Raw genomic sequence first — 6,188 nt, 5'->3', positions numbered from 1 at the left:
CGCAATATCCATGGCATGACCAAATCGGCGGAGCCGTCCACGCCTTCCGGCTCCGCCAAAAAACTCAACAACGAAGGCGACAGATCACGAGCTACAAAAATACGACAACTTCACCCGCTACGGACAGTTGCCAGGGCGGCGCGACGCGGTATCGCGAGCTGAAGACGGGCGGGAAGGGGAAGGAAGGGAAGTGAGCGAGCGGTCGGGCGTTCCGCTTGACCGGACTTGCTGCCGGCTCGACCCGGTCGCAAATGAGCCACGCGGACCTATGGACCGGATGCGAGTGCCATAAGGATTGTGCGCAAGCTCAGGAGCATGACGACGCCGCCGACCATAAGCATCAGGACCTTGTCCGGGATGTGTTTGGTCGCGAGCGCGGCAAACGGCGCCGCGATGACACCCCCGATGATGAGACCGGCGATGATGGGCCACAAGCTCAGGCCGACGGTGAGAAAGAACGTCGTCGATATGGTCAAAGTGACAAAAAACTCGGCCAGATTGACCGAACCGATGGCGTAGCGCGGCGTCGCACCCTGGCCAAGGAGAGTGGACGTCACGATCGGGCCCCAACCGCCTCCGCCGATGGCGTCGAGGACGCCACCGAATAGGCCCAGAGGGCCGACTGCGCGCGGCGCAGGTGCCGCAATGGGGCGAGCCGCCAGCGCCTTCCAGACGATGAACGCGCCGAGCAGCAGAAGGTAGGCGCTGATGAAAGGCTTCAGGACTTCGCCGGGGAGTTCGGAGAGTGCATAAGCGCCGATTGCCCCGCCGATCATTCCCGGAATGGCAAGACGCAGGAGCAGTTTGCGGTCGACATTGCCGAGGCGCCAATGGGCGAGACCCGAGGCGCCGGTGGTGAACGTCTCCGCCGCATGCACGCACGCGCTTGCGGTGGCGGGAGGCACGCCAAGACTGAGGAGCACGGAGCTAGCCGTCACGCCGTAGGCCATGCCGATCGCGCCATCGATCATTTGCGCGACGAAACCTATAATGACGTAAAGAAGCACGTCGTCCCACATGGGAACCCGATCCGACTTGATTAGCCCGTACGAACGCCAGCAGGGCGCTCGGCGTCCAAACTATCGACCTCGCATTCCCAAACAAGCCAAGGGCGTTTCAAATTTCATCGACGACACAGCACCAATGTTCCGAAGAATCGCTCCAAACAAGAAATGCACTGTGGTCCATCATGACGGCTTCATGAAGCTAGACCCTCATGGTGAGGAGCGCCGCTTGCGGCGCGTCTCGAACTATAGAGGCCGAGGACAAGGGCGACCGCCAAGAGCCCTGTGCGACTGCCTTGGGAAGTGATTGGCAGGGTTCACCTGCTGCTTTGGCTCCGAAATTAATGTAAGAACGCTCCGGCCCGGCGCGCCCTCCCGTTTCCGCTGAAACCGATACGCGCGCACCATCAGGAGACGCTCGATGCGCTATACGGTCGTTTTGGAGCAGGAAGAGGATGGCGGATACGTCGCCAGCGTGCCGGCGCTGCCGGGATGCGTGAGCCAGGGCGATACCCGCGCCGAGGCGCTGAGCAACATCCGGGAAGCCATCGAACTTTACGTTGCGGACTGCCGCGATGCCGGCGATCCGGTGCCAACCGAGGCAGGCAAGGAGTTTGTCGAAGTCGAGGCCGCCTGAGGCGAAGCGCGTCCGACGTGGCCAAGCTCCCAACCGACCTATCTGGCCGGGACGTCCGCGCCGCCCTGGTGCGCGTCGACTTCATTTTCCCTCGGCAGACCGGCAGTCACATGATGCTTCGCCGCGAGAGCCTTACGCAAGGGTCGTCGTTCCCGATCACAAACAGCTCCGGTCCGGCACGCTCCGTCGCATCATCGCCGACGCCGGCCTCACCGTTGAGCAGTTCGTCGAGCTGCTGCTGCGCTGACCGGCACCGTGCGCGAAGGCGGCGCGATACACACTGTCTCAATCCGTTCCCTACTACAGCGTCTCGAGTGATTGTGACGCGTCAAGCGCAGTCACTCGGTGAGAGAAAACACGATAAAAGTCGTTGAGACGTTTTGCGAGCCAAGCATGCTGCGACGGCCAATCGGCTTCATTCTCCGGATCGACACCATTTAGGTACGACGCGATCCGGCAATCTCGCGCATCCGGCAACTCCTCCCAATCCAGCGCGTAGCCAATATCACCTTCGATCGCCTGCTTCTGGCCCTGCAAAAGGCGGAAGTACGTTTTTGCAAGATCGCCTGCGATATATAGTTCCGCGCGAATTTGGTTTTTCGGACGAGTCATAACGCCACCCAGATTAAAACCTGTTCGACCGATACGGTATGGCATCCATGATTGAGCCTGCGGCTTTCGATTGCCGGATACAGGCCCATCCGCCTCAACGAGTGCTGCATTCAAGCCAGTCCAATAGTTTCGCTGCATGATGCGCGTAGTCGACAACTCGTCGTCATCTATGGCGCGCGCCGCTTGGGCCACGGAATGCGACCAAGCGTTTGGCTTCGATACGATGTTGAATTTGGGGGCCGCAGGGGATGAGCCGATGCGCCACAATTCGACCTCCAACCCAAAGAACCGAAAGCTGTCGTCGGTGATGCGGTTCAGCCAGTCGAGCGTGGATCGATGCTCTTCAGTAAATCTAGCCGCGATCCAGACGATGGTCACGGCTTCAAGACCAGACGCATAGGTTAAGAGTTGCCCCAGATGTGTGTGATCCGTCCTTTCAAGTTGGTTTTCGATTAAGACCCATCGATCGTCGGCACCTGAGTCGATCTCCTTGCAAAGGATGTCAGCGCGGAAGGGGCCGACGTTTTTCTCTTGTGCCTCTACCTCAAGGTCCATGCCTAGGGTCTCGGCGAGGATTGCCATGTTTTCGGGGCGCGCTAACCAGGGGGTAAAGCTGGTAGCCTCACTCGTCCAGATATCACGAAGATCAACTCGCTCTAATCTGCCTAGCAGCGGTGCTTGCATTTCAATGTCCGTCAGCGGAAGGTCGAAAGCAGATACAACCATAGAAGGCGAGCGTTCGGCAATGCCGCCCTCGAGTGCGCGCTATTAAGGTTTTCAATTGTCTCTTGGAGCCGGATAGGCGGGATTATCGTTTGGACGGGTCGGCACCCTGTTTTGCATTAAACTACCTATGCTGCACCGCATTCCGTTGTAGTTCTAATTTCCCCCTGCGCAGCGTACAGTTGAGATCGGGGGGTGCTATGGGTACGTGCGAGTATTGCGGCGAGCCAGCCGGTCTGTTTCGTTCGATCCACAAGGGGTGTGCGGCGAAGCGCGATCAGGCCCGCAAGGACATCGATCTCGCGTTTCAAAACGTGATGCTGGTGGAGCGGCCGCCGGCGCCCGCGACGTTTCGCGCAATCGTCGAGAGACTGGGTAATGACGGGCAACTCGCGCCTAATCAACTCCGGGCGAGGGTACTGTCTGGTCTTGCTATTGCGCTGGATACGGCACTAGCGGACCTCAGCTTGTCCCAAAATGAAGTCGGGCGGTTTAACGCAATCGTTGATGCATTCGGTTTGGACGAGGCCGCATTCGACGAGGCAGGCATTAGGCACAAGCTCGTCCAGGCGCTCGTGCTCAAGGATTTGTCTGAGGGGAAGCCATCGACGCGAGTACAGCTTTCGACAGCGCTTCCCATCGCGTTGAAGCGTGACGAGTCGATCCAATGGCTGTTCAACGGGGTGACGAGGCGGGAGCCCCGCACAAGCTACCATTATGAAGGTGGTTCGCACGGGGTCTCGATCCGGCTCATGAAGGGGGTTTCCTATCGTGTCGGCTCTCACAGGGGACAGCGTGTTTCGACAACCGAGATCGTTACGGTCGGATCAGGCGCCCTCGCCGTGACGAACAGTGCCCTCTATTTCATGGGTGGGCCGAGCAGCAAGAAATTGCCTTTATCGGGTGTCGTGTCGGTCGATGGTTTCGACGATGGAGTTGTAGTGACGCCATCGCGAGGCAAACAACAGATATTCCTAATGTCGGACGCCATGTTCGCGGCCAACGTTATTTTGAAGTCGGCCGCGCTATGAGGTCACAGAGCGGTCGCGTCGTTGATCTTAGGTGCGCTAGTGGTTAGCGCCTGCGCGCCGTCCAGCTACGTCTACGAGTTTGGCAATTTTGTTTGCCTGCATCCAACGCAGGCAACATGCGCGTCGCGGGGGCAGGTTCTGGACATGACGATAGAGGATTGCGTGAGGCTTCGACCATGCTGAAGCTTGAGCATGCGCCAATGAGCGATATCGTCGATGCCTTGGCCGGCGGGCGCGTCACCGCCACGGCGTTGACCGAATTCTATCTCGCGCGCATTGAGGCCTACGACCGCGACGGGCCAATGCTCAACGCCGTACGCGAGCTCAATCCCGACGCGCTCACGATCGCGGGCAAGCTCGACGACACCACGCCGTCGGTCAAACGGCCGCTGGCCGGCATCCCGATCCTGGTCAAGGACAACATCGCAACCGGTGACAAGCAGCCGACGACGGCAGGCTCGCTGGCCCTGGAAGGCGCGCGCGCCAGGGACGATGCCACCGTCGTCAAGCTGCTGCGGGACGCCGGCGCGGTGATCCTGGGCAAGGCGAACCTGACCGAGTTCGCCAACATGCTCGCGATCGACATGCCCTCGGGCTACTCGTCGCTGGGCGGCCAGGTGAAGAACCCTTACGCGCCGGCGCTCATGGACGATCAGGGCATCCCGGTCGTGCAGCCAGGCGGATCGAGCGCGGGATCGGCGGTCGCGGTGGCGGCCGGCCTGTGCGCGGCTTCGATCGGCACCGAGACCTCGGGCTCGCTGCTGCACCCCGCCAGCCTGAATGGCCTCGTCACCGTCAAGCCGACCGTCGGCCTGATCAGCCGCGCCGGCATCGTGCCGATCTCGCACAGCCAGGACACCGCGGGGCCGATGACGCGCACAGTGCGCGATGCGGCGATGCTCCTGAACGTATTGGCCGTAAAGGACCCGCTCGATCCGGCGACGCAGCGGCAGCGGCGGCCGACCGATTACACGGCTGGCCTCGCGCACGATGCGATGAAGGGCGCGCGCATCGGCGTGCCGAGCGACCCCGCCGACCCCTTGAACGATTGCTACTATGGCAAGCTGCCATCCAACTGGGCCAAGCTGATGGCTGAGGCGATCGAGGTGCTGGAGGACTCGGGCGCCGTCGTCGTGCGCGCCAGCATGCCGACGGCCGGCTGGATGGCCGGACCAGGCACCACCATGGCTGTGCACAACCGCAATCCGCTGAGCCCCAACAAGGGCAATCCCGTGATGCAGTGGATCGTTTTCATCTACGAGATGAAGCGCGATCTCAACCTCTATTTGAGCGATTGGGCGACCTGCACTGCCATCAAGACCATCGCCGACATCGTGGCCTTCAACGAGGCGAACGCGGAGAAGGCGCTGCGTTTCGGCCAGGACCTGTTCCTTGCCGCCAACGCCACCAGGGGCGATTTGAGCGAGCGCGAATACAAGTCGGCACGTGCCATGGACCTGCTTTCCACCAAAACGCGGGGCATGGACGCCTACATGAGGCGCCACAAGCTCGACGCCGTGCTGTTCGCCGGCGCCCGGGGCGCCGCGATCGCCGCCAAGGCTGGCTATCCCAGCGTCATGGTGCCCGGAGGCTTCATCTCGGGGACGACCGACGGCAAGGACACGCCCGACTATCCGGTTGGCGTCACCTTCGCGGGCCGTGCCTGGAGCGAGCACAAGCTTCTGCGCCTGGCCTACGCCTACGAACAGGCCACCCACATGCGCAAGCCGCCACCTGGGTTGCTCCCGGTTTAGACTTAACGGCTCTGCTTGCCGAGAAATGCGCGGCGAGGCTCATCTCGCACTTGCATTCCTCACGGGGGCCAATTCGTCGGTGGGGGCATCAGGGGCGAGCATCGCGGCCACATATTCCGTTTTCACGAAGTCGTGAACCGAAAATCGGAAATTGCTCTTGCCTCGTCGGGCAAATCAGTGGCATTAATCCGCCCAGCCCGTGCCGCCATGAGGGACGCTTCGCGGTCGTCACGAAACGTGGTGCGGGTTGCGATGGGCCGCTGCGGCGTCAGGTGCTTGCACCCGGCGAAACGCTCAGCAGCGGACGGCGAAGTCGTGTGGTCCTGGCGCCGCGACCCTGGCGTCTATCCGGCCTGCCTGTGCGGGCTCGGCAACGGTGACAATAAAGGCCGCTCACCGGGGAGATCACGTATAAGCCGTAAACCAT

Annotated in this window: 5 protein-coding genes; 3 read left to right on the top strand and 2 right to left on the bottom strand. The window is 61.4% G+C overall.

Going from position 1 to position 6,188, the window contains the following annotated elements; all coding sequences use genetic code 11:
* Positions 1–266 precede the first annotated feature (266 nt).
* Complete coding sequence (locus ACT4OC_RS05055; RefSeq protein ID WP_444837875.1) at positions 267–1,019, bottom strand: sulfite exporter TauE/SafE family protein; 753 nt, start codon at positions 1,017–1,019, stop codon at positions 267–269.
* A 406-nt stretch (positions 1,020–1,425) separates the two neighbouring features.
* On the opposite strand from ACT4OC_RS05055, the gene ACT4OC_RS05050 reads away from it, so the two are divergent.
* Entirely contained in the window at positions 1,426–1,641 is a 216-nt protein-coding gene (locus ACT4OC_RS05050) for a type II toxin-antitoxin system HicB family antitoxin (RefSeq protein WP_444837874.1), read from the top strand.
* Between the two features lie 300 nt (positions 1,642–1,941).
* Here ACT4OC_RS05050 and ACT4OC_RS05045 read toward each other — a convergent pair whose 3' ends face one another.
* Entirely contained in the window at positions 1,942–2,937 is a 996-nt protein-coding gene (locus tag ACT4OC_RS05045; protein WP_444837873.1) for a DUF4268 domain-containing protein, read from the bottom strand.
* Positions 2,938–3,176: 239 nt separating this feature from the next.
* Between ACT4OC_RS05045 and ACT4OC_RS05040 the strand changes: the two genes are divergently transcribed.
* Positions 3,177–4,007: a hypothetical protein gene (locus tag ACT4OC_RS05040; protein ID WP_444837872.1), complete on the top strand. Its 831-nt coding sequence runs from the start codon at positions 3,177–3,179 to the stop codon at positions 4,005–4,007.
* A gap of 176 nt (positions 4,008–4,183) precedes the next feature.
* A complete protein-coding gene (locus ACT4OC_RS05035) occupies positions 4,184–5,761 on the top strand; it encodes an amidase family protein (RefSeq protein WP_444837871.1) in 1,578 nt (525 codons plus the stop codon).
* Positions 5,762–6,188 lie beyond the last annotated feature (427 nt).

This window comes from Bradyrhizobium sp. (assembly GCF_052389815.1).
Lineage (GTDB): Bacteria > Pseudomonadota > Alphaproteobacteria > Rhizobiales > Xanthobacteraceae > Bradyrhizobium.
This window is presented reverse-complemented; position numbering and strand designations above follow the sequence as displayed.

Bases quoted from the DNA above. Each gene is read 5' to 3' on its own strand.
- ACT4OC_RS05055 (WP_444837875.1), bottom strand. From the start codon at position 1,019: ATGTGGGACGACGTGCTTCTTTACGTCATTATAGGTTTCGTCGCGCAA.
- ACT4OC_RS05050 (WP_444837874.1), top strand. From the start codon at position 1,426: ATGCGCTATACGGTCGTTTTGGAGCAGGAAGAGGATGGCGGATACGTC.
- ACT4OC_RS05045 (WP_444837873.1), bottom strand. From the start codon at position 2,937: ATGCAAGCACCGCTGCTAGGCAGATTAGAGCGAGTTGATCTTCGTGAT.
- ACT4OC_RS05040 (WP_444837872.1), top strand. From the start codon at position 3,177: ATGGGTACGTGCGAGTATTGCGGCGAGCCAGCCGGTCTGTTTCGTTCG.
- ACT4OC_RS05035 (WP_444837871.1), top strand. From the start codon at position 4,184: ATGCTGAAGCTTGAGCATGCGCCAATGAGCGATATCGTCGATGCCTTG.